The 21,218-nt window shown below is 67.2% G+C and carries 20 protein-coding genes; 4 read left to right on the forward strand and 16 right to left on the reverse strand.

All coding sequences use genetic code 11. The annotated features are described in order from the left end of the window. Positions 1-18: 18 nt before the first annotated feature. The 6 genes from TR33_RS06730 to TR33_RS06755 all read right to left on the reverse strand — a co-directional run bounded on the left by TR33_RS06730 (position 19) and on the right by TR33_RS06755 (position 6,464). Entirely contained in the window at positions 19-897 is an 879-nt protein-coding gene (locus TR33_RS06730) for an immunity 49 family protein (RefSeq protein ID WP_042282191.1), read from the reverse strand. A gap of 42 nt (positions 898-939) precedes the next feature. Further along, positions 940-1,773 carry an immunity 49 family protein gene (locus TR33_RS25680; protein ID WP_159068776.1) on the reverse strand — a complete coding sequence of 278 codons (834 nt, stop codon included), beginning with the start codon at positions 1,771-1,773 and terminating at the stop codon, positions 940-942. 102 nt (positions 1,774-1,875) lie between these two features. After that, positions 1,876-2,715, reverse strand: coding sequence for an immunity 49 family protein (locus tag TR33_RS06740; RefSeq protein WP_159068777.1), 840 nt, complete (start codon positions 2,713-2,715; stop codon positions 1,876-1,878). A gap of 35 nt (positions 2,716-2,750) precedes the next feature. Beyond that, complete coding sequence (locus TR33_RS06745; protein WP_234305768.1) at positions 2,751-5,840, reverse strand: hypothetical protein; 3,090 nt, start codon at positions 5,838-5,840, stop codon at positions 2,751-2,753. Positions 5,841-5,934: 94 nt separating this feature from the next. Next, a complete protein-coding gene (locus TR33_RS06750) occupies positions 5,935-6,276 on the reverse strand; it encodes a DUF6507 family protein (protein ID WP_042282195.1) in 342 nt (113 codons plus the stop codon). Next, entirely contained in the window at positions 6,273-6,464 is a 192-nt protein-coding gene (locus tag TR33_RS06755) for a hypothetical protein (RefSeq protein ID WP_042282196.1), read from the reverse strand. The genes TR33_RS06750 and TR33_RS06755 overlap by 4 nt, the downstream gene beginning before the upstream one ends. A 276-nt stretch (positions 6,465-6,740) precedes the next feature. Between TR33_RS06755 and TR33_RS06760 the strand changes: the two genes are divergently transcribed. After that, positions 6,741-8,129 (forward strand): DUF6177 family protein, encoded by a 1,389-nt coding sequence (locus TR33_RS06760; RefSeq protein ID WP_042282197.1) that lies wholly within the window; start codon positions 6,741-6,743, stop codon positions 8,127-8,129. Positions 8,130-8,197: 68 nt separating this feature from the next. After that, positions 8,198-9,466: a delta-60 repeat domain-containing protein gene (locus TR33_RS06765; RefSeq protein ID WP_042282198.1), complete on the forward strand. Its 1,269-nt coding sequence runs from the start codon at positions 8,198-8,200 to the stop codon at positions 9,464-9,466. 55 nt (positions 9,467-9,521) lie between these two features. On the opposite strand, the gene TR33_RS06770 is transcribed toward TR33_RS06765, so the two are convergent. Continuing rightward, entirely contained in the window at positions 9,522-9,857 is a 336-nt protein-coding gene (locus TR33_RS06770) for a DUF4229 domain-containing protein (protein ID WP_017535949.1), read from the reverse strand. Between the two features lie 413 nt (positions 9,858-10,270). On the opposite strand from TR33_RS06770, the gene TR33_RS25920 reads away from it, so the two are divergent. Next, on the forward strand, positions 10,271-10,471 hold the full coding sequence (locus TR33_RS25920) for a BldC family transcriptional regulator (RefSeq protein WP_017535950.1): 201 nt from the start codon (positions 10,271-10,273) through the stop codon (positions 10,469-10,471). Between the two features lie 112 nt (positions 10,472-10,583). Then, positions 10,584-10,937 carry a PLD nuclease N-terminal domain-containing protein gene (locus TR33_RS06780; protein WP_017535951.1) on the forward strand — a complete coding sequence of 118 codons (354 nt, stop codon included), beginning with the start codon at positions 10,584-10,586 and terminating at the stop codon, positions 10,935-10,937. A gap of 155 nt (positions 10,938-11,092) precedes the next feature. On the opposite strand, the gene ccsB is transcribed toward TR33_RS06780, so the two are convergent. From ccsB to proC, 9 genes are all read right to left on the reverse strand, one after another. Further along, positions 11,093-12,085, reverse strand: a complete 993-nt coding sequence (gene ccsB, locus TR33_RS06785) for a c-type cytochrome biogenesis protein CcsB (RefSeq protein ID WP_042282199.1) — start codon at positions 12,083-12,085, stop codon at positions 11,093-11,095. Beyond that, a complete protein-coding gene (resB, locus tag TR33_RS06790) occupies positions 12,082-13,701 on the reverse strand; it encodes a cytochrome c biogenesis protein ResB (RefSeq protein ID WP_042282201.1) in 1,620 nt (539 codons plus the stop codon). Before resB ends, ccsB begins: the two co-directional genes overlap by 4 nt. A 1-nt stretch (position 13,702) precedes the next feature. After that, positions 13,703-14,515: a cytochrome c biogenesis CcdA family protein gene (locus tag TR33_RS06795; RefSeq protein WP_042282202.1), complete on the reverse strand. Its 813-nt coding sequence runs from the start codon at positions 14,513-14,515 to the stop codon at positions 13,703-13,705. Continuing rightward, the gene (locus TR33_RS06800; protein WP_394296996.1) at positions 14,515-15,243 is read right to left on the reverse strand and encodes a TlpA family protein disulfide reductase; all 729 of its coding nucleotides are present in this window, start codon (positions 15,241-15,243) and stop codon (positions 14,515-14,517) included. Before TR33_RS06800 ends, TR33_RS06795 begins: the two co-directional genes overlap by 1 nt. Before the next feature lie 242 nt (positions 15,244-15,485). Further along, the gene (locus TR33_RS06805; RefSeq protein ID WP_013155995.1) at positions 15,486-15,689 is read right to left on the reverse strand and encodes a helix-turn-helix domain-containing protein; all 204 of its coding nucleotides are present in this window, start codon (positions 15,687-15,689) and stop codon (positions 15,486-15,488) included. 258 nt (positions 15,690-15,947) lie between these two features. Next, on the reverse strand, positions 15,948-16,745 hold the full coding sequence (locus tag TR33_RS06810; RefSeq protein ID WP_014911628.1) for a phosphatase: 798 nt from the start codon (positions 16,743-16,745) through the stop codon (positions 15,948-15,950). A 193-nt stretch (positions 16,746-16,938) separates the two neighbouring features. Continuing rightward, positions 16,939-18,099: an acetoin utilization protein AcuC gene (locus TR33_RS06815; protein WP_017534643.1), complete on the reverse strand. Its 1,161-nt coding sequence runs from the start codon at positions 18,097-18,099 to the stop codon at positions 16,939-16,941. 166 nt (positions 18,100-18,265) lie between these two features. Beyond that, positions 18,266-19,762: a hypothetical protein gene (locus TR33_RS06820; protein WP_017534642.1), complete on the reverse strand. Its 1,497-nt coding sequence runs from the start codon at positions 19,760-19,762 to the stop codon at positions 18,266-18,268. 631 nt (positions 19,763-20,393) lie between these two features. Further along, the gene (gene proC / locus TR33_RS06825) at positions 20,394-21,188 is read right to left on the reverse strand and encodes a pyrroline-5-carboxylate reductase (protein ID WP_014912131.1); all 795 of its coding nucleotides are present in this window, start codon (positions 21,186-21,188) and stop codon (positions 20,394-20,396) included. Positions 21,189-21,218 lie beyond the last annotated feature (30 nt).

A 21,218-nucleotide genomic window follows, 5' to 3' on the forward strand; every position in this document is an offset into this window, starting at 1 on the left:
CCCCGTCCCGCCCTCACCTCAGACCGGGAACTCACCGAACCAGAAGCCCTCCAGCAGAACCCGGGGCAGATGGTCCGAGCGCACGTCCATCCGATAGTCCGACTCGTGCCGCGCGCGGTCGAGGGCCAGGGACGCCAGAGCGAGCAGCCCGAGCGGGAACGTTCCGGGCCCGGCGCCCTCCCCCGCCCGTGCGTGGAAGTCGTCGAACGCCTCCAGGCCGCGGACCAGGGTCCTCTCGAAGTCGTCCGGGTCTCCTCCCAGGAACGCCCGGAACAGATCCAGCTCCGGAAAGGCCAGAAGGTCCAACTCGCGCGCGATCTCGGGCGAGGCGACCCGGCGGGAGTCCGACAGTTCCATGGCCTTGCGCAGGCACGGGACCATCCGGTCGTCCTCCTCGATGAGCGCCCGCAGAGCGTCGATCCAAGGAAGGAGGTAACCGGGATAGCGGGCCTCACCCGACAGTGGCATCCTCCCCACATCGATACCCGCCAGATGACGGACCCTCTTCTCGTCCCGGCAGACCAGCGCCATGAGGAAGGTCCTCAGCCAGACGTGTCGATCCGCGACGACCAGGGGGCCGGGAGAGACCAGGACACGCTCCTCGTGCTCCACGGTCCACCGGACCTCGGAACCTCGGGGCACCGTGACCGCGGCGATGACGGCGTGATGGTACTGCGCGGCGAACGTCCAGGTCTCCCAGGTCTCCACCAACGTGCACTCGGGATCGGCCGCCAACGCCTTCCGCGCCAGGTCGTACACGTCGGTGAGCCATCGGGCGGCCTCGGCCGGCGCCTCTTCGAGGAGCCGGGCGTAGCGGATCCTCACCTCCTCCAACGCCCTCACCTTCTCCTCGTCGACCACGACCGGGACCGACGATGTCCGAGGGACGAAGACCATGACCTCACTCCTTGCTTCGATCGTGGGTGTTCGGAACCCGGGTCAGACGGGGAAGGCGTCGAGCCATCGCCCATCGAGGATCCCCTCGGGAAAGTAATCGCTCTCGACCTCCAAGGAGACACCCTCGACCCGACCGTCCCGGACCAGACAGGCCATCCCCAACAACTCCAACGGCACGATCCCACTCAACCCACCCTTGGCCAGATCCGCCGCCGTGTACTCCCGATACGCCTCCAACGCCCGCACCAACGCCTCGTTGAAACCATCCCCATCTCTGGCGATCAACCGACCCAACACCTCCATCTGCGGAACCGCCATCAACCCCGCATAACCCGCCGCGAAAGAGGCCCGACCCGGATCAGCCAACTCACGAGCCTCCTCCAACAACACCCCCGCCCGCGGATCACCCTTCACAAAAGCCTGCAACACCTCCACCCACGCATACGCGTCCCGCATGAAACGCGTCCCCTGACTCTCCCCCGCACGCCGCAACACCTCCACCGGAACATCCGCCAAGAACCCCGCATAATCAAAATCACGACACGTCCACGCCTCGAACAACGCCCCCGCCCAAGAAGAAGCATTAAAAGCGGAGACCAACGCATGACTCTTCAATCTCCGAACCTTATGACCTACCAGACATTCCACATGAGAATCCGACTCCGCCATCGACACACGAAAGAACGCACGCTGATACTGCATCGCCAACACCCACGCCTCCCACGTCCGCCGCTCAACAACCCCCGGATCCACCACAAGAAAATCCAAGGCCTTAAGCTGAATACTACTGACGAAATGAAACATCCCCCCAGCGCCATCATCAAGCTTGGAAGCCTTTGACTTCATGTAATTCTCATTATAAGAAAGCTTGGACACAGAAGTCCTGCGAACAATCTCAGGCCTCTCAACACGCATACTCATCCTCCAACTCCACACAATGAAGACAAACAAACATCAAACCGAAAGCAAAATGCAGGATCAAATGGGGGAGGCGTCGAGCCAACGTCCATCGAGGATCCCCTCGGGAAAGTAATCGCTCTCGACCTCCAAGGAGACACCCTCGACCCGACCGTCCCGGACCAGACAGGCCATCCCCAACAACTCCAACGGCACGATCCCACTCAACCCACCCTTGGCCAGATCCGCCGCCGTGTACTCCCGATACGCCTCCAACGCCCGCACCAACGCCTCGTTGAAACCATCCCCATCTCTGGCGATCAACCGACCCAACACCTCCATCTGCGGAACCGCCATCAACCCCGCATAACCCGCCGCGAAAGAGGCCCGACCCGGATCAGCCAACTCACGAGCCTCCTCCAACAACACCCCCGCCCGCGGATCACCCTTCACAAAAGCCTGCAACACCTCCACCCACGCATACGCGTCCCGCATGAAACGCGTCCCCTGACTCTCCCCCGCACACCGCAACACCTCCACCGGAACATCCGCCAAAAACCGCGCATAATCAAAATCACGACACGTCCACGCCTCGAACAACGCCCCCGGCCAGTCACCAGCATTGAAAGCAGAGATCAAAGGACGACTCGAAAGATTCCACACCCGATGATCGACCAGACAATCCACACGGGACCCCGACTCCGCCATCGACACACGGAAGAACGCACGCTGATACTGCATCGCCAACACCCACGCCTCCCACGTCCGCCGCTCAACAACCCCCGGATCCACCACCAAAAACTCCGAGGCCTTGTCGAAAAACCCATCTATGAGCCAATGCATACCCCCGACACCATCACCAAGACCGGAGACACTTTCCTTCAACCAATCTTCATTGTATTTAATCTTCGACTCGGACACCCGACGAACAATCTCAGGCCTCTCAACATACATACTCACCTCCTCACATCAAAAAGCTGATAGTCGTAGCCGCCTGCCACGTCTCCACCAGAGCCCCGACCAGAAGGATTTCCCTTGAATACCGCATAGGAAACTTTACCTTGTTCCATTTTATCGCGAATATAGTCAGCAAGAACATCCTCACTCACGCGACTACCCACGCCCCCCTCGTTCTTTTCAACTCCTGGAATCTGAGAATTATCATTGACTCTAAGAACAGAATTATCACCGCGACCTTCCATAGCATCGAGGATCGAGCGAATATAGTCAGCCGTCCCCTGATAGGTATCCCTGGGGCGCCCCCGCGGCGGCGCATAGACCCTCGTTCCGAGCTTCGTGTTCGTACTGGCCTTCGCCTCGATGATGACGATCTCGCCATCCTTGGTCTCGTAGATCAGGTCGAATTGACCGTTACCGTTACCCGGGGCCCCCGAAGCCTGGCCGAGCAACGTCGCACCGTCGAGGTTCGGCTTCCGCACCTCTTCCCTGCGGACGTTCCCATGCTCATCACGGACAGGTTTTCCTTCGGAGTCCCGAACCTCCCGCATGACGACCTCGCCGTTCTTGTCCCGCAAGGGCTCCCCGTCGAACTCGTAACGAGCGCCGATGTCCGCGGATTTTTCTCCCAACAGCTCCGCAGCATCCGTCGCATCGCGCTGCGCATCGGCCTTTTCCCGGTAGGCCCTCTCCACATCGGGGTGGTTGTTTCCGTTCTCCACGTATTTTCCGTGCTTCTTCGCCTCCTGCTCGTAGATCTTTTCCAGTCTTCTCGCCTCGTCGAGCTTGTCCCTCCGGTCCTGGGCGAAGTGATCGATACCGGCGAAGTCGTCCTTGAGCTTCTGCCGCCTGGTGAGCTCGTCACCGGTCAGCGGCTTTCCATCCGGCCCCTTGAAGAAGTCGGAGGAACCGATTCTGACCCTGGTCTTATCCCCGAAGTAGGTGGGAGACTCCGGTTGCCGCAGCGGTGTTCGATGTCCACTCTCCGGATCCACGTGAACCTTGGGGAGCTGCCAGCCCTCCAGGCCGATCTTCATATCCTCTTTGACTCGATAGAGGATTTTGTTGTAGTACTTCTTTCTGAGGGCCTCGTCATTGTTGAGCAGGTACTCGACATCCCGGAAGAAGGCCTCCTCGGCTTTGGGGTCGTTCTTGTCGCCCCAGCGGTGCCGCTCGAACTCCTCCAGGTTCTTCGGCCCGGGCCCTCCGGGGCCGTCGTCCCCACCACTCGGGGAGGGTCCGTCGGGACGATCACCTCCCCCTCCACCGCCTCCACCGAGGTACGGCCCCGCCTCCGTACCGCCGTGGCCGAGGGTCCCCGTACCTTCGGAACGCGCATCGTCGCGGTCCAGGACGGTCGTGACGCCCCCGCTCCGTCCCTCTTGGGACTGGGCAGGGGTTCGGGTCTCACCCCTCTCGGTATCGGAGAAGGCTCGAGGACCGAAGTCATGTCCCCCTCCTCGACGGCCGAGCCCGTCCGGACCGGGGATCTCCATACCCCCGCCGCCGGAGAGGACCAACGCCCTTTCACGTTCGAGCAGGCGAGCACGTTCGTCGGCGTTCATCGCGCTATACCGATCGATCTCCTCGGAGAGCTCCCGGACCGACCTCTCCTCGAAGTCGTCATCGGCTCTCCGTGTCGGGGTGTTCCGATCCGGAGCGCGGTCGTCACGGAGGTCTCCGCCCGTCCCGGATCCGGTCGAACCCCCATTGGCGCCCGTCGTCCCGGTTCCGTCCGCCGACGGTGATACGGGCCCGTGCGGGCTCCCCGACGTGGGGGCGGACCACCTGGAGGTGAGTTCACCGAGACGCCCGGTGAGTTCGTTCAGGCGTCTCCCGACGCGCTCGACGGTTCCATCGACGTCGGTTCGAAGAGCGTCGAAGGTGTCCGCCAGGTTGAATCCCGGGCGCGCCGCCGCACCGGGAGAACCGTGCCCGCCGGGGCTCGACCCGTTCGCTCCGTTCGACCCCGCGTCGACGTCGGGCAGATGGGACCCCGTACTGAGCTTGGAACCCAACATCCCGGCCCGGGCCGGTAGCCCCACGACCGCGAGAGCCAGGTTCCCGCCCGCGGTGGTGACCGTGTACGCGGGCCGATCGTCCCACTCCCGCCACGGCACCAGGTCGTGGGCGACCTCCTTCCAGGATTCACCCATGTTGCTCTTCCAGGTGTCCATGGTGAAGTCGCCTTCACCGATGAGACTTCCGGAGGAGCCGTAGAGGCCGGCGAGGGCCGCGTAACCCTTGATGGTGTCCTTCAGGTGTGCCCCGGCGTTGTCCCTGACCTCGCTCGCGCTGCCGGCCCAGCCGCTGCCCTCCCGCCACAGGCCGGTGGAGGCGACCGCGTTGACCCCGAGGCCCCACACCATCCCGCCGCCGAAGTTGTCCCAGGTCGCCATGTAGGAGTCGGCCGCCCAGGCCACCTCGGCGGGCTTGTTCCCGTCCCTCAGGTAGTTCCAGCCGAACTCGTGTATCCGCTTCCAGTCACCGAGGCTGGTCATGTCGAAGTTCGGGTCGGGGACGTCCGCGGCGTCGATGCCGTAGACGATCTCGTTCTCGCCCGGAGGGGCCTCACCCGCCGCCACGTAGACGCTGTCGCCACCGTTGATCGACGAGAGGGAGCTCGCGCACTCGCGTTCGGCGTCCTGGTACTCGCCCCAGGCCTTGTTGGCCCGGAGCTTGATGATGTGGTTGCGCAGCGTGTTCGCCGGGTTCTCGTTCCAGGCCTCCTCGGCCTGCATCTCCTCCCGGAACTCCCAGGCCTCGTCCCGAATCGCGCCCAGTCTCTCCTTGGCGCTCTGCGCCGCTTCGGCGAAGGTCTCCAAGGCGGTGACGGCGGCGGAGACGTCGCTCTCGATGTCGTCTCCGCGCTCGGCGACCCGGTCCATCGAGGAGAAGAGGGTCTCGCTCTCGGGTGCCGTGTAGTGGGCCTGGAGACCTCCCCAGGTGCTCTTGATGCCCTGGCCGCCCTCGGAGACCGAGCCGGCCGAGGACCTCATCAGATCGATGGCCGCCTGGAGGTTCTCCACCAGGGTGGTCGGACGGGGGATCGCGGGTGGATAGACGAGGAGATCCGGGTCGGGGTCCACGCCGAACTGAGACTGACCGGCGGTCTCGTTGTGCGATGGCCTGATGGTGTCGATGGGGGGCATACGACTTTCCGTCTCGTGGGTGACTCTGGTGTCAGAGGTCCGGGTCCTCGAACGTCCCGGCGTTGCTCTGGGCCTCCGCGGCCATCTCCGCGTCCCCGACGAGGTAGGCGTCGACGGCCTGAGCGCATCCTTCGACGGCGGATCCGGTCCGTTCGACCATCTCCTCGGACAGGCCGCCGATGTGTTCGAGGAGTCCGTAGAGTTCGGCGCCGACGGGCCCGCTCATGGACGCCATGGCCGCGTTGGCGATCTCTTCGGTGAGGGTGGTGAGGTGGCCGTCGAGGGCGCTGCCCCCACCGTCGCCCATCTGGTCCATCACGCTGTGGAGGATGGCGCCCACACCGGCCGTGTCGATGCTCCAGCCACCGCTCATCGGTCGCCTCCACCGGAGAAGAGGTGGGCCCGGAAGTTGTCGGGTGGGGGAGCCTGCTCCACGGCACCGTTCTCGGTTCGCTCTCTCTCATGACGAGCGATGTTCTCGTCCAGGCGTCCGAGGGAGACTCTCAGGGAGTGGGAGAGAGAGGTGATCCTGTCGCCCAGGGCACCGGCCCGTTCGGCCATCAGTGCCGCTCTGGTCCTATCTCCAGGAACGAGGGAGCGGCCGTGCCGGGCCGCCTCTCGATAGGGGTCCTCTTCTCTCTCTTCCTGCCGGTCGGGGGATGAAACCAGCTCGAACCTCACGGTTCTCCTATCTGCTTTCCATGCTCATCGGGCCTCGCCCGCGCTTCTCATTACTTATACCGACGCTCGGTGACAGAGAGGATCCGAGAATTCCCTGTCCGGTTCGCATGCTTGTCTTGAGGAATCCGAGGAAGCGACCAAAGTGAAGGGCGAAGAATGAGCTATGACGTGGTGGCGTTGCACGCGGACAACCCCGACCTGCGAACTCTCACACGTGCGCTGGAGGACGCCGGACGGGATCTACGCGTGCGCGCGTTGGCCGGGGGTCATCTCCTCCGGCTCCGCGATGCCTCCGGGACCCTGCTCACCCTGGAGCCGGCCCAACTGATCGAGGCCCCGGGCGAGGTGGAGCGGCTCCTGGATCCGGACCTCGCCGCGGGGCTCCCCGAACGGTGTTGGTGGACCGAAATCCGAGCACGTCCGGACGAGGCCGGACGGGAGGCCGCCCACCGGGTCGCCGATCGTCTGGCGCTGAGTTCCGGGGGCGCGGTGTGGACCTCGGGGCCGGCCGACTTCGGCGTGTGGGAGGAGACGGAGCATCCCGCCGTGGAGTACACGGCCGGGAAGGCCGTCGTGGTGGCCCAGGATCGGCCGGTCGTTCCGTTCTCCTCCTGGATCTCCGACGTCCTCGCCGACCCCGCCGTTCAAGAGCACGGTTTCCAGTTGCTGACCCCGGCGCGCTCCCGGCTCACCTACGCTCTGCGCACCCTGATGGCTCTTCCTCTGGCCCGATGGGTGGTACGGACCGAGGAGGGCGATCATTTCGACGGCCTCACCGGCCTGCCCCTGCGTCCGCATCCCGAGCATGGTCATGTTCCGGCGTACTCCGAGGGCCCGGTGTCTCCCGCCGAAGGCTTTCTGGACGAGTCGCCCCCGGGCCGTCAGCTCGTGGTGGACTTCACCACGCGGGCGCCGAAGGAGGCGTTCGATCCGGGTCTGTCGGTCGAACGGGTGACGGAGCGACTGGCCGGAGCCGCGCCCATGGCGTGGGGCCCGTACGAGCCGGCCCTGGTCCCGTGGAACCGGGAGCGGATGGCACGGCTCGCACGGCATCGGGCACCGCGCCCTTCCCTGTTCCGCTTCCGCGGCACGGGCGCGGGGGGCTCTCGTTTCTCCGGTGATCTGAGACTGACCTGGGAGGAGGGGATCGTACGCGAGCAGGTCTCCCTGGTCCTGGGCCACCCGGACGCGGAGTCGGTGCCTCACCACGCCCTGCCCGCGGCCGTGGCCGCCGTGGCGGAGGGGCTGGAGATGATGCACGTACGTCTGGCCCGAGGCCGTGAGGACGCCACCTACGCGCCGCGCTGGCATGGGCTGGCCGAGCCTTTGGGCTTCGCCGTGGGGAGGGAGAGGGCCGAAGGGTCGCACGGGCGTGGAGGCCCGCTGGAGGGCACACGGCTGAGCGAGGGTTCCGGCGCCGTGTGGTATCCGGTCCCCCGCGACGTACCGCGCGAGCGGGCGACGAGTCTGGTGGCCTCCCAGATCGAGTACCTCACCGCGGGAAGAGGGCGTTCCGGAGGCGAAAGGCCTGGTCACCTCACGTAATCGGACAACTACTTCGTGCAATAATGAGCCGGCCTCATACCCTTCCCCGCACGCACGAGGAGAGTCCCTTGAAACCGGCCCGATCGTTCGTCGCCCTCACCATGAGCTCACTGCTCGCGCTGCCCCTCGCGATGGCCACCGCCGCCCCGGCGACCGCCGCACCCCACGTGGGCGTGGTCGACGAGCGGCCCGTCCAGTGGACCCCGCACGTGTTGGACGGCACCATCAAGGACATCCTGAGGATCGGTGACACCGTCGTGGTGGCCGGCACGTTCACCCGGGTCGCCGAGTCCGACGAGAGTCGCACCCACGATCGGACCCACCTGTTCGCCTTCCGTCATGGGAGTGGAGAGGTGCTCGCCGGCTTCAGGCCCTCCGTGGACGGGACGGTCACCTCGTTGGCCGAGGGCCCCGACGGCTCCGTGATCGTCGGCGGCGACTTCGAGCGGGTGAACGGGGAGACACGTCGAGGGGTGGCGCGGATCGACCTGGCCACCGGACGGACCGTCCGCGGGTTCGACGCCACGCTGGACGACGGGAACCTGTACCGGCTGGCCTCCGATGGCTCCGACCTCTACCTCGGCGGGAACTTCACCGCCGTGAGCGGGGAATCGCGCGCGGGGCTGGCCCGTGTCGACACCGCCACCGGGAGGGTCGACCCGGACTTCACGCCGACCATCTCCGACCAGCGGCGGGGCGGCCTGCGCGTCCAAGAGCTGGCCCTGAGTCCGGACGGTCGACGGCTGGTCATCAACGGCACCTTCACCAAGGTGGACGGCGAGGACCGCTACCAGATCGCCATGATCGACACCGAGGCCGGAAGGGTCTCCCCCTGGTCGACCTCGGCGTACGAGGAGCCCTGCGACTACCCGACCATGTACACCTATCTGCGCCAGATGGACTTCTCGCCCGACGGCTCCTACTTCGGCGTGGTGACGGTCGGAGGGCCCGAGATCAAGCCGGGGCTGTGCAAGTCCGCGGCCAGGTTCGAGAACGACGACGCTCCGAACGCGGAGCCCACGTGGGTCAACAAGACCGGCGGCGACTCGCTGTACTCGATCGAGATCACCTCGGACGCCGTCTACATCGGCGGGCACCAGCGCTGGATGGACAACGAGAAGGGCGCCTCCAACCCGGGTCCGGGCTCGGTGGAGCGCGAGGGGATCGGCGCGGTGAATCCGACGACCGGACGGGCCCTGGACTGGAACCCGGGCCGTTCCCGAGGCCACGGGGTCGAGGCCCTGCACGCGACCTCGGACGGGCTGTACGTGGGCAGCGACACCGATCGGCTGGCCGGCGAGTACCACGCGCGGCTGGGGATGTTCCCCCTCCCCTGAACGAGGGGGAGGAACGTGACGGGGTGGGTCCGCGGGGCGGGCACCACCCCGTTCGTCACTTCTTGGTGCCCTCGGCGGGCTCGCTCTTCTCGACGGCGTCGTCGCCCTGCTCCTGGGAGCGCAGGATCTCGTCCTGGACCTCGTCCTCGCGGGCGGCGCCGTCGACCAGACGGTTGCCCACGGCCTTGTCCTGTCGCTTGTTCGACCAGTCGACCACGGAGGCCGACATCTGGTCGCGCCACTTGGAGAGCAGCACGTAGGAGGCGAAGCCGCTGAGCACCCACGCCAGGATGAGGGCGATCCAGGACCTCGCGCCGAACAGGTAGACGACCCCGAAGGCGGCGGCGAAGAGCGCCAGACGGGCGGCGGTATAGGTCAGCCAGCTACGCATCAAAAAGCCTCACAACAGACGATTACCTGGACTACATTGGTCGACACGCCCGTCCACGCGCGTACTTCCACGTGGACGTCGGTTCGGGCGACCCCGTACGTGGAGGCGGCGCCTCACATCAGGCAGCTCTCGACCTCCAGGTTAAGGGCGGTCGTCGGGCACCCGACACCAGGGAGGGGTGTGTCCCCTCTCAGCGGGGCCGGGGCGTGAGGCACATCGGATTCGGATATTCATGGGATGTTTCCAATCCCGACAAGAGAACCCGAACATCACGTTCCGATCACATATCACTCCCTCATCCCCCGATCCTCGCTATTTCTCCGAAAACTAGGGAGGAAACGGACCAACTCGTGCACACTAGGGGATCAAACGCCCGCCGCCCCCACACTCAAGGCGGGCACGATTGGGGGAATGTGAAGGTGGAACGAGCAAGCGAACGCCTGTTGACCCCCGGGGAAGTGGCCTCACTCTTCCGGGTTGATCCCAAGACCGTCACCCGCTGGGCCGCCTCCGGACGGATCAGCAGCATTCGTACTCCCGGTGGGCACCGCCGCTTCCGGGAATCCGAGGTGCGCGCCCTTCTCCTCGGCGAGCCCAGCGAAAGCACTCCCTGAAGAACCGACCGAACGTCGGAGACCCTCGGCCCGATATCGCGCGTGGTCTTCCCGCGACCCCCGAGACGACACCCCGGCTGTGAGAAGTCGACAGCCAGAGTAGGCTGGAAGCATGGTGTGGCTCGGTGGCCTGATCACGCTCGTATCGATCGTTCTGTGGGTTTACGCGTTCTTCGACGCGTTGACCACCCCTGCCCAGGAGGCCAGGAATCTTCCCAAGGTCCTGTGGCTGGTCGTCATCGCGTTGTTCATGCCCGTCGGATCGATCCTCTGGCTCTTCCTGGGACGGCCGCGTCGGCCCGCCGCCGTCCAGAGCGACACGCCCTCCCCGGCACAGGCCGTGTCAGTGGACGATCTCGATCCGTCGGACTTCGCCAAGCCTTCGGACAGCCCGCATCCGCTCGGCCCCGACGACGACCCCGAGTTCCTCCGACGACTCGGACGCAGGATCGACCCGGACGAGTAGGCGTCTCGACCGATTCGACGCACGATGACACACGATGGGGCCGCTCCCGAACGGGGGCGGCCCCATCGACGTCTCCACGGTGACATGGGGAGGGGGCGGGTCCGACCCACCGGTCGGAACCGCCCCCTCCGTCGTCCTGCCGTTCCCCTCGCGGGTCAGGCGTAGGAGTGCAGGCCGCTGAACATGTAGTTCACGGCGAAGAAGTTGAACATGACCGTGAGGAAGCCGATCACGTTGATCCAGGTCGCCTTGGGTCCGCGCCAGCCGCCGGTGGCGCGGGCGTGCAGGTAGGCGGCGTAGATGACCCAGGAGATGAAGGACCAGACCTCCTTGGGGTCCCAGCCCCAGAAGCGGCCCCAGGCCTCGTCGGCCCAGATGGATCCGGCGATGATGCCGAAGGTCCACAGCGGGAAGGCGAAGAGGATGAAGCGGTGCGAGATGCGGTCGAGCAGCTCGGGGCTGGGCAGGCGTCCGGCGATGCCGGCGACCTTCTCCCCCAGGGCGCGCTTGGCCTCGGCCCGGTGCGAGACCAGGTAGGTGATGCCCGCGGCTCCGGAGACCATGAAGGCGCCGCCGGCGATGATGGTGGCGGTGACGTGGATCGGCACCCAGTAGGAGTGCAGGGCCGGGATCAGCGGACCGGGGTCGACGTACAGCCAGCGCACGCCGATACCGAGCAGGATCAACACCGGCACCAGCACGAAGGCGCCGAGGAAGCGGGCCTGGTAGCGCCAGGAGGCGTACAGCAGCGAGCCGACCGCCACCAGGCACAGGGCGACGATGAACTCGAACATGTTGCCCCAGGGCCAACGGCCGGCGGCCACGCCTCGGGCGATGATCTGCGCGACCCCCATGAGGAAGCCCAGGGTGGTGACGCCGAGGGCGATCGTGCCGAGGATGTTCTGGGAGGCCTTGGCCTCCTTCTCCTCGGTACGGACGTTGACCTCGATGTCGTCGTCACGGCCTTCCACCGTGCCCGCCCCGACCGGCATGAGCCGTCCGGCCTTCAGCCGGGTGCGGTTGCCGTAGGCGGCCTCGATCGCGAACAGGAAGAGCGCGGCGGCGTAGGTCACGATCATCGCGATGACCAGGGTGTCGCTCAGCGACGCCATGCTCTCGTTCACCGGTGCGGCGAGTGTGTACGTCACCGGTCACTCCCTTGTGTGGTCGTCTCTGTGGATGGGGTGTCGGGGCCGCCGTCGGACTCGCTCCGGAGTCGTGCGGCGAGCCTGGTGGTGATCTCGTGGAACTCGGCGTTGTCGCCGGCCACCTCGGTCTTGCCGAGTCCGGCCAGTTCGACGCGCGTGCGGCCGTCCTCGCCCGGGGTGGCGCGGACCCAGACCCGTCGGGGACGCACGAACAGCGTCACCAGGAGTCCGACCACGGCCAGGGAGGCGGCCAGCAGCGCCGGCACGCGCGCCCCGTCCCGGTTGCTCTGCAAGGTGGCGTACTCCTTGACGCCGGTGAAGGTGATCGACCCGGCCTCGTCCGGCAGCTCCCAGGTGTCGCCGACCGCCATGACGGGCGACTCGCCGATGTTCTCCATCCCCTCGGTCTGGAGTTGGTAGACCGACTGGGGGTCGATCATGCCCAGGTCGCCCTGGTAGGCGTTGAGGGTGACCATCGGGTTCTCCGCCCCGGGGAAGGAGGAGACGAGTTCGCCTTCGGAGTCCTCCATGGCGGTGGGCAGGAAGACCCCGACGAAGCCGAGCTCCTCGCCCCCGGTGTCGGGGACCTTGATGACACCGTCGGAGATGTAGCTCATGGTCTCCCGGTGCAGGAAGGGCACGGCCTGGTCGAAGACCAGGTCGCCGTCGGCGTTGCGCACCTCGAACTGCGGCGCGTAGCCGTGCCCCAGCAGGTAGACCTGCACCCCGTCGACGGTCAGCGGGTGGTTGACCTCCAGCTTGTGGGTGCCCTCCTCTCCGCCGGGTTCCTCCGTGTAGGTGAGGTCGGCGACGTAGGACTCCGCCTGGCCGCGCAGGTTCCCGTCCTCGATGAACGAGGCGTCGAACCGGTCGAGGTGGATGGTGAAGGGGGCGAGATCGTCGGTGTCGGTCCAGTGGCCGGGGTAGATCGCGTCGTAGGAGGGCAGCGTGTTGGCGAAACCGTCGCCCTCCACGATGAGCATGTTGCCCCGGTAGCCGAAGAACGCCCCGGCCGCCAAGGCCAGCAGCAGGCCCAACAGCGCGAAGTGGAACAGCACGTTGCCGGCCTCGCGCAGGTAACCGGTCTCTCCCGAGACCGAGTTCTCGTAGCGTTCGACCCGATAGCCCTTGAGCACCTTGCGGGCCTGTTCGAGGGCGGTGTCCGGCGAGGCGTCGGTGGAGAAGCGGGCCACGTAGGGCATCCGCGACAGGTTCCTCGGGGTGGCCACCGGCCGGGCCCGGACCGCCTTGGCGTGCACCAGGGCCCGCGGGATCACGCAGCCCGCCAACGACACGAACAGCAGCATGTAGATCGCCCCGTACCAGGGCGAGGAGAACACGTCGAACAGGTAGAACCGGTCCAGCCACGGGGCCAGGTCGGGGTGCTCCTGGTAGTAGGTGGCCACCTGGTCGACGCTGACCACGTTCTGCGGCAGGAACGAACCCGGGATGGCGCCCACCGCGAGCAGGAACAGCAGGATCAGCGCGGTACGCATCGAGGTGAGCGTGCGCCAGATCCAACGCGCCCATCCCAGGACGCCGATGCCCTTGGGGCCCGGTTCGGACCACTTCCCGGACGGGGCGTTCTCCGAGGTTTCGGATGTGGTCGTGGTCATGTCAGATCACCGTCTGGAAGTCGGCGGCCCAACGCTGCATCCCGATGGTCATCTCGGTCCACAGTCCGCTCACCATGGCCAGACCGACCAGGACGAGCATGACCCCGCCGACCACCGTGACCGTGCGGGTGTGGCGCTTGAGCCATCCGAAGGCGTTGAGCGCGCGCCGGTAGAGCAACGAGGCCAGCACGAAGGGCAGCCCCAGACCGACGCAGTAGATCAAGGACAGGAACATGCCCCGGCCGGCGCCGCCCTCGACGAAGGCCAGGGTCTGCACCGCGGCCAGGGTCGGGCCGATGCACGGGGTCCAGCCCAGCCCGAACAACACCCCCAGCAGAGGGGCTCCGGCCAGGCCGGCGCGGGGCAGGCGGTGGAAGCGGAACTCGCGGCCGAAGCCGGGCATGACACCCATGAACGCCAGCCCGAGCACGATCGTGAGCAGGCCCAGCACCCGCGTGATCGGGTCGGTGTAGGCCATGAGCAGATCGCCCAGCCAGCCGATGAAACCACCGACCGCCACGAAGACCAGCGTGAACCCCGCGATGAACAGCACGCTGCCGGTCACCATCGTCCACCGACGCCGCGCCAACTCCGCGTCGACGTCGGAGAGCGTGGCCGTCGCCGTGCCTCCGGCACCGGGGTTCTCCCGGTGCTCGCGTACGTGGGAGCCGCTCATCCCGGAGACGTAGGACAGATAACCCGGCACCAACGGCAGCACGCACGGGGACAGGAAGGACACCAACCCCGCCAACAAGGCCAACGGAGCCGCCAGCAACAGGGAACCGGTCAGAACGGTCGTACCGATCGTGTCCATCAGCCGTCGGCCTCGGTCCGGGGAGCGTCCGAGGCGTCGGCGTCATCCGCCTCCTCGCTGTCCTCCGGTTCGGCCGACTCCTGTTCGGAGACGCGGGGCCGCTCCTGCGGATCCCCGAACCCGTACTCCACCACCAACGGATCCAACAACCCCGTCAACTGCCCGTACGTCGTCGGCCCGATCACCCGAGCCGCGATCTCCCCCTCCGGAGAGATCACCAACGTGCTCGGAATCGCCCGCGGCGGCACCGTCTCCCGAAACGCCTGCGGAATCTCCCCCGGCTGGTCGTACAGACTCGGATACTCCACACCCTTGTTCTCGGTGTAGGCCAACGCCGCCGTCTCGTTGTCCTTGATGTTCACACCCAGGAAATCCACACCCAGGCCCCCGTACTCGGCGAACACCTCGTCCAATACCGGCTGCTCCGCACGACACGGACCACACCAACTCGCCCACACGTTCAACACCAGGATCCGACCCTCATAGTCGGCCAACGCCAACTCATCACCCTCGAAGGTCGTCCCACCCACCTCAGGAACCGGAACACGATCCCCCGCCTCGAAGACGGTCGCACTCCCATCCCCCGAAATGAAACGATCCTCCTCACCACCGGTCTGGATCTCGGTCCCCCCGGCACAGCCGGTCAGGGCGAGGACTGTGGCCAGGACGGCGGCCGACAGGAGCGGCACGGCACGGTGGCGCCGCGTACCTGCGTTGGTACTGGGCATCGAGGGGACCTCGCGAACAGGGTGTGAACAGGGCGGACTACAACAACGACAAAGTGTAGTAGACACCCTGGAGAACACTTCGGCGCCCCGGCGCAAGGGTCGTCCGACCCGGCCTGGAGGAACACCTCGCGAGAACGTGGTTCACCCACGGGGGCGGTGGTGGGGGTACACCGCGCCCGTGGGTTCTCGGTGGTCCGGGCGCCGGACATGTCGCCCGACGCCCGGACCCCGTGAGTCCGCGATCAACCGGCCTCGACGAAAGCCTCACGGAGGTAGTCGTGCACGGCCCGTTCGGGAACCCGGTAGGAACGCCCCACACGGATTGCGGGGAGAACTCCCGAGTGCACCATTCGGTAAACGGTCATCTTGGATACTCGCATGATCGTGGCGACCTCCGCCACGGTCAGGAACCTGACCTCTTCGAGAGGCGGCTTACTCCCGTTCATCTTCCGACGCCCTCATTCCCGGACGTGAGCAATTGTCTACCCTTCGGCTCTGGCGTGCCTTCCAGTCGATGGGAGGCCCCGGATTCCGTGCCCGTCCCACCGCCACGCCACCGTGTCCTGCTGTCACTACTGACACGTCCGTTTTCAGAGTAGAGCCGAGTTCCCGTCTAGGGAAGGTCGGTTTTCGCTGTCTTCGGGGATATACGTTGAGCACGGGTCGGATGAGGTTTAAAGGTGGGTATAAAGGTGCCCCCACCCTCAGAGGAGCCCCGCTCTCGCGAGTACATAATCACGCAGAGGAGCGTAGTCCTCGGTCAGGTAACCGTCATCGAGAGGCACCGTGACCAGTAGTTTCCCCTCATGTTCGGCGAGGAAGAGAGCCGGGTCGTTACAGTCGGCGAAACCCATCGTCGGTACGCCCATCTCCCCCGCGGCCCCCGCGAATCCGTGATCGGCGATGACCAACTGCGGCCATGCCTCCCCCCGGTCTCCGAGCTCGTTGAGAATGGCCCGCATCGCGAAGGGATGGTGACTGTGCCGCGGAAGATGGCCGTCCGTCACCATGGCGACATCGTCCTGCCAGACGACCACACGCCGGTTCGGCGGTCGCTCCGTGGTCACCTCATAGGAGTAACCGCCCGCCGCGGTGACGATCGGACAGCCGCGCTCGGCCAGGGCGTTCTTCCAGGCGCCGTACGTCTCCCGAAGATTGCGCGGGTGGCCGGTGGCGAACATGACGCGTTCCCCGCGCTCGGCGGCCAGGGCCATCCGGTCCGCGAGCGCCTCCAAGGCGTCGATGGTCAGGTCCGGATCGATCGTGTCGATCCCCCACACGTACTCCTCGTCGCCCACCACACCACAGCGCTTGTTCATCAGCGCGAGGACCTCCTCGAAGGTCCACTCATGGGAGAAGGTCAGACCGAACCGATGGTAGGGGTCCTTCTGGACGAGCCTCCGATAGTGGCGCAGGTTGTTCTGTCGAGGGGTGTCGACGTGCCCCGCGATCCCCGTGCGAACCAGATAGGTGATGAGTTCGGCGCGTGTCGGCGGCGTCACCTGCGTTCCCCTTCCTCTCCTGGGCGACGCCGACGGTGACGCGCCGTGCGGCCACCACGGCGCCGATTCCCGTTCGCCCGGTATTCATCACCTTCCTACCCGCTGGGCGCCTTCCACGCGGCGATCCCGGAGATTTCACCGTGGCGTGATCCGGGAGGTCGGAACACCTTCTCCACGGTGGGAGGAAGGCCTCTCAGAGGCTGGGGTCGATGCCGTGGTTGGGGAAGATCGCGGTGCGCGTGGCGTGGATGGCCCGGTCGATGGGATCGCCCGGATCGTATCCACGCTCGAAGGGGGCGAAGGAGACCTCGCGTCCGTCCGTCATGTACAACGGCGCGAGCTCCCCGGTGCGTTCGCGGACGAAGTCCCGCCACTCCTGCGGGGTCTCCCGATCGGGATCGATGGGGGCTCCGGCCGCCTCGCCCAACAGATGGGTCCAGGCACGCGGCACGACGTGGACCAGCCCGTAGCCGCCACCACCGAACAGCAGCCACCGGCCTCCCGCCGTCTTGCGGGCGAGCTTGTGCAGCTCCTCGTACGCCCGACGCTGACCGTCCACGCTGAGCGTGAGGTTGGCCAGCGGGTCGAGCGCGTGGGTGTCGCATCCCTGTTGGGTCACGAGGATCTCGGGCTGGAACTCGTGCAGCAGCGGCGGAACGACCGCCTCGAAGGCACGGTGCCAGCCGGTGTCCCCGGTACCGGCCGGGAGGGCGACGTTGACGGCGTACCCCTCCGCGTCCGGTCCACCGACCTCCGACGCCTGTCCGGTCCCCGGGAACAGCGTCACCGGGGACTCGTGGAGGCTGATGGTGAGCACCCTGGGGTCGTTGTAGAAGGCGTTCTGGACACCGTCGCCGTGGTGCACGTCGATGTCGACGTACGCGATGCGCTTGGCACCCTGCTCCAGCAACCACGCGATCGCCAGGGCCGGGTCGTTATAGACGCAGAACCCCCAGGCGTTGCCGCGCATGGCGTGGTGGAGGCCGCCGGCAATATTGGCCGCGTGGGCGCTCTGCCCGGTCCACACGGCCTTGGCCGCGGCCACGGAGGCTCCGGAGATCAGCGCGGCGGCGTCGTGCATGTCGGGGAAGACCGGGTTGTCGGCGGTGCCGAGCATGTGGGCGTCGTCGGGCTCCAGGGTCCTGCCCGCGCGCTTGACCGCCTTGATGTAGGCGGGGTCGTGCACCAGGGAGAGCAGTTCGTCCGAGGCCGGCTCGATGTCCAAGAGGTCCACGCCGGGCCCGTCGAAGACGCCGAGCGAACGGCTGAGCGCCATGGTCAGTTCGACCCGGATCGGCGCCATCGGATGCTGGGGACCGAAGTCGTAGGCGGTGAGTCCTTCGTCCCATGCCACCCGAAGCGAGCAGGACGTGCGCCCTCCCATGTGGTGACCCCCGTTCCAGGTGTGCGTGCTTCGAAGCACACAGTACGCAAACCCGCCCCTGTACAGAACCCCGGGGCCCGCGCGAACACTCGCGCGGGCCCCGGTCGGCGGGTCGGGAGGACGCTCCCGTCAGGGACTACTCCCGGTAGAAGCAGTCCGCGTACGTCTCCCCGGCCTTCATCTCGAAGGTGCCGTGCAGGGGACGGCTCAACAGGTTGTCGGTCTCACCGATCAGGATCCGGTACTCGCCCGGGTCGAGGCTCAGATCCATGGCGTTGTCGTCGTTCAGGCAGGAGGTGGAGGAGGGCGGCGAGGACGTGTCGCAATCCGCGCAGGGATCGATGGTGACCTCGCCGTGCACCGCGTCGGGACCCACGTAGAGGAAGGTCATCTCCTCGGCGGTGTGGTTCACGTACCGGATGGAGACCTTGTCTCCGCCCCCGGTCTCCAGCGGAGAGTCCGAGATGTCGCTCTCTCCGAGGAGGGTCGCGCGGTCCATCTTCTCCTCGACGCGACCGGCGCCGATGTTCCGCACCAGATCCTCGACCTCGTCGGCCTCGTGGTCGGGGTATTCGGCGGCGAGAAGGTCGGCGGTCTCCTCGGCCTCGTCGTAGGCGTCGGCGTCCACCTGGTCCCAACCGCACTTGAGGGCGGCGTCGGGACGCTCCTCCTCGATCCGTTCGGCGACCTCCGGGGCGGAATCCCAGGTCAGATCGTCGAACATCCCGATCTGCCCGAAGGCCCCGCACCAGTTCTCCTCCGCGTAGTCGCCGGTGGCGAGGTCGTAGAGGTCGACCAGCGCGGCGGGGACCTCCGCGGCGGCGGGGGTGTCGGAGAAGTCCTCGGCGACGAAGGTGTAGGTCTCCTGGGCCTGACGGAAGGTGGCCTCGACCTCCTCGGTCACCTCGCCGCTGTAGAGCTCGTCGGCCTCGGCCGCCAGCTGGGCGGCGTAGTCGAGGTGGACCTCGGCGACACTGCCGTCGGTGTCCTCCCAGCGGGAGGCGCGGTGCGCGAAGTAGTCGCCGTAGGACTCCAACGCGTAGTCGTAGTCCTCGTTGGCCACGTCGGACTGGGCGCGGCGCAGCAGCTCGCAGGCCTCCACCCCGGCGCGGGACCGCTCCATCAGGCTCGGGGACATGGAGAGCTGGAAGGCGGTCTCGACCGAGTTGTAGCCGGCGATCGCGGTGTCGCAGTCGCCGCTCGCGTGGGCGGCGTCGGCGACACGCAGCCGCCATTCGCCGGTCTGCCACACGCCGACGAGCGAGGCCGCCATCGCCAGGACGAGACAGGCCGCCAGGATCATCGGCCTGCGAGAGGCCGTCGGGCTCTCACCCCGCGCCATGAGGCGCCGGTCGTGCGCGCGCCCCGCGAACAGACCGTGCACGACGGTGACCAGTACCCAGCCGAGCAGGATCGGGACCCACATGAGCAGGTCGTCGGCGGCGCCCAGCAGCGCGGCGGTCACCAGCAGCCCGATGGTGACCGCCAGATTGATCCCGAAGAACAGGTGGTTGCGCAGGTGGAAGTAGCCCGCGCCGACGCCGGACAGATTGAGCAGGGCGGCCCGGCGGCCGGAGACGGACTTGAACAGACCGAGCGGGGGCAGGGGCGGCGGTCCTCCCGGGGGCATCATCCCGCCGGGGGGCATGCCTCCCGGCGGCGGGCCGCCCGGAGGCGGGCCGCCGGCGTTCATACCGCCGGAGGGCGCTCCCATCGGCGGCCGGCCGGCGGGAGGCGGGCCCATCGGCGGCTGTCCGCCGGAAGGCGGCCCCCCGGGACCTCCGGGGGGCGGACCGCCCTGCGGCGGGCCGCCCGGAGGCCGACCTCCGACGGGAGGTGTGCCCGGGGGCGGGCCCGCCGGAGGGTGCCCACCGGAGGGGGCTCCACTCGGAGGCGGACCGGCGGGGGGCCGAACTCCCTGTGGAGGGGGGCCGCTCATGGGAGACCCGGTGGGCGGTGTCCCGCCCTGAGCCGGTGGAGAGGGTGGACCACCCGGCGGCGGCCCCTGGTTCCGGGGGCCGCCCGGGCCACCCTGGGGGGTTTCGGGCCCGGGCGGACCGGGCGGTCGGGAAGGGTCCGATGGAGGGTGAGGGTTGCTCATGGGGTCCCGGAATCGTTGGAGGATGTTCTGGCACGTGTGGGAGGGGGCAGAGGATTCCGCCTACCCTGTCCGACTTTATGCACTCCGTGTGACGCCGGGACCGTGACCTGGAGACCACATCCGGCAGAAGACTTTATGTGATGTGGGTCACCTTTACCTGGGTTCAGTTGCCGGAGAGGGCCCGACTGCGATCCCTGGCCGCCTCGATGGCGTCGGTGAACGCGGTCCGCACCCCGTGCCTCTCCAACTCGCGCAGGGCCGCAGCGGTGGTACCACCCGGCGAGGTGACCGCCTCACGCAGGACCACGGGGTGCTCCCCGGTCCCATCGAGCATCGCGGCCGCCCCGGTGATGGTCCGGTCGACCAACCGTTGCGCCGTGGCGCGGGGCATGCCCATGGCGACCCCGGCCTCGATCATGGTCTCTGCGATGAAGTAGAAGTAGGCCGGCCCACTGCCGGAGATGGCGGTCACCGTGTCCATGTGCTGCTCGCCGACCCGGATCACCTCTCCGACCGTGCCCAGCAGTTCCTCGGCCCGGTCCAGGTGCGCGGACTCCGCGTGCGCCCCCCCGGCCACCGCGGTCATCCCCTGCCCCATCAGTGCGGGGGTGTTGGGCATCGCTCGCACCACGGGCACCCCCGCGGGCAGGTGGCTCTCCAACACGGCGGTGGTCAGCCCCGCCGCCACCGAGATCACCAGGTTCCGCCCGGACAGGAGCGGGGCGATCTCGTCCACCAGGGCGAGCATGTCCTGAGGCTTGAGCGCCAGCAGGAGGGTGTCGGCGCGTTCGACCGCGTCCGCGGCGGGGACCGTCTCGACCCCGTAGCGCTCGCGCAGTTCCGCCGCGTGCTCCTCGCGCGGCTCGGTGACCAGAACGTCCTTCGGGGCGTGGTCCCGGGTCAACAGCCCGGCGAGCAGCGCCTCGCCCATCTTTCCTGCGCCGATGATCGCGATCATGAAGAGGTCCTCTCTGCGGATCCCTCCACG

Source organism: Nocardiopsis alba (assembly GCF_000710955.1).
GTDB classification, from domain to species: Bacteria; Actinomycetota; Actinomycetes; order Streptosporangiales; family Streptosporangiaceae; genus Nocardiopsis; species Nocardiopsis alba.

Excerpts from the sequence above, each read along its gene's own strand:
- TR33_RS06730 (WP_042282191.1), bottom strand. The coding sequence starts at position 897 with ATGGTCTTCGTCCCTCGGACATCGTCGGTCCCGGTCGTGGTCGACGAG.
- TR33_RS06750 (WP_042282195.1), bottom strand. The coding sequence starts at position 6,276 with ATGAGCGGTGGCTGGAGCATCGACACGGCCGGTGTGGGCGCCATCCTC.
- TR33_RS06755 (WP_042282196.1), bottom strand. The coding sequence starts at position 6,464 with ATGGCCGAACGGGCCGGTGCCCTGGGCGACAGGATCACCTCTCTCTCC.
- TR33_RS06760 (WP_042282197.1), top strand. The coding sequence starts at position 6,741 with ATGAGCTATGACGTGGTGGCGTTGCACGCGGACAACCCCGACCTGCGA.
- TR33_RS06770 (WP_017535949.1), bottom strand. The coding sequence starts at position 9,857 with ATGCGTAGCTGGCTGACCTATACCGCCGCCCGTCTGGCGCTCTTCGCC.
- TR33_RS06780 (WP_017535951.1), top strand. The coding sequence starts at position 10,584 with ATGGTGTGGCTCGGTGGCCTGATCACGCTCGTATCGATCGTTCTGTGG.
- resB (WP_042282201.1), bottom strand. The coding sequence starts at position 13,701 with ATGACCACGACCACATCCGAAACCTCGGAGAACGCCCCGTCCGGGAAG.
- TR33_RS06795 (WP_042282202.1), bottom strand. The coding sequence starts at position 14,515 with ATGGACACGATCGGTACGACCGTTCTGACCGGTTCCCTGTTGCTGGCG.
- TR33_RS06800 (WP_394296996.1), bottom strand. The coding sequence starts at position 15,243 with ATGCCCAGTACCAACGCAGGTACGCGGCGCCACCGTGCCGTGCCGCTC.
- TR33_RS06805 (WP_013155995.1), bottom strand. The coding sequence starts at position 15,689 with ATGAACGGGAGTAAGCCGCCTCTCGAAGAGGTCAGGTTCCTGACCGTG.
- TR33_RS06820 (WP_017534642.1), bottom strand. The coding sequence starts at position 19,762 with ATGATGCCCCCGGGAGGACCGCCGCCCCTGCCCCCGCTCGGTCTGTTC.
- proC (WP_014912131.1), bottom strand. The coding sequence starts at position 21,188 with ATGATCGCGATCATCGGCGCAGGAAAGATGGGCGAGGCGCTGCTCGCC.